1 protein-coding gene is annotated in these 1189 nt (G+C 65.9%); it reads right to left on the reverse strand.

Annotated features, from left to right (window positions below; translation table 11 throughout):
* Window positions 1-1188: elongation factor Tu (tuf, locus tag ACH65_RS16575; protein ID WP_049621824.1), on the reverse strand; the 1188-nt coding region annotated here is incomplete at its 3' end.
* Window position 1189: the final 1 nt, after the last annotated feature.

A 1189-nucleotide genomic window follows, 5' to 3' on the forward strand; every position in this document is an offset into this window, starting at 1 on the left:
CTTGATGATCTTGGCGACGACGCCGGCGCCGACGGTGCGGCCGCCTTCGCGGATCGCGAAGCGCAGGCCCTCGTCCATCGCGATCGGCGCGATCAGGCTCACCACCATCTTCACGTTGTCGCCCGGCATCACCATCTCCACGCCCTCCGGCAGCTGCACCGCGCCGGTCACGTCCGTGGTACGGAAGTAGAACTGCGGACGGTAACCCTTGAAGAACGGGGTGTGGCGGCCGCCCTCTTCCTTCGACAGCACGTACACCTCGGCCTCGAAGTCCGTGTGCGGGGTGATCGAACCGGGCTTGGCCAGCACCTGGCCACGCTCCACGTCGTCACGCTTCGTGCCGCGCAGCAGCAGGCCCACATTGTCGCCCGCCTGACCCTGGTCCAGCAGCTTGCGGAACATCTCCACGCCGGTCACCGTCGTCTTCACGGTCGGGCGGATACCGACGATCTCGATTTCCTCGCCCACCTTGACCACACCGCGCTCCACGCGACCGGTCACCACCGTGCCGCGACCCGAGATCGAGAACACGTCCTCGACCGGCATCAGGAACGGCTTGTCGATGTCGCGCTGCGGCTCCGGAATGTACGTGTCCAGCGCGTCCACCAGCTTGATGATCGCCGGCACGCCGATCTCCGACTGATCACCCTCCAGCGCCTTCAGCGCCGAACCGTGGATGATCGGGGTGTCGTCGCCCGGGAAGTCGTACTTCGACAGCAACTCGCGCACTTCCATCTCGACCAGCTCGAGCAGCTCCGCGTCATCGACCATGTCCGCCTTGTTCAGGAACACCACGATGTACGGCACGCCCACCTGGCGCGACAGCAGGATGTGCTCGCGCGTCTGCGGCATCGGGCCGTCCGCCGCCGAGCACACCAGGATCGCGCCGTCCATCTGCGCCGCACCCGTGATCATGTTCTTCACGTAGTCCGCATGGCCCGGGCAGTCCACGTGTGCGTAGTGGCGCACCGGCGATTCGTATTCCACGTGCGCCGTCGAGATCGTGATGCCGCGCGCCTTCTCTTCCGGCGCCGCGTCGATCGCGTCGTACGCCTTGAACTCGCCACCAAAACGCTCCGCACCGATCTTCGTCAGCGCCGCCGTCAGCGTCGTCTTGCCGTGGTCCACGTGACCGATCGTGCCCACGTTCACGTGCGGCTTGGTGCGTTCGAATTTACCCTTTGCCATG

Source organism: Frateuria defendens, from assembly GCF_001182895.1.
Taxonomy (GTDB): domain Bacteria; phylum Pseudomonadota; class Gammaproteobacteria; order Xanthomonadales; family Rhodanobacteraceae; genus Frateuria_B; species Frateuria_B defendens.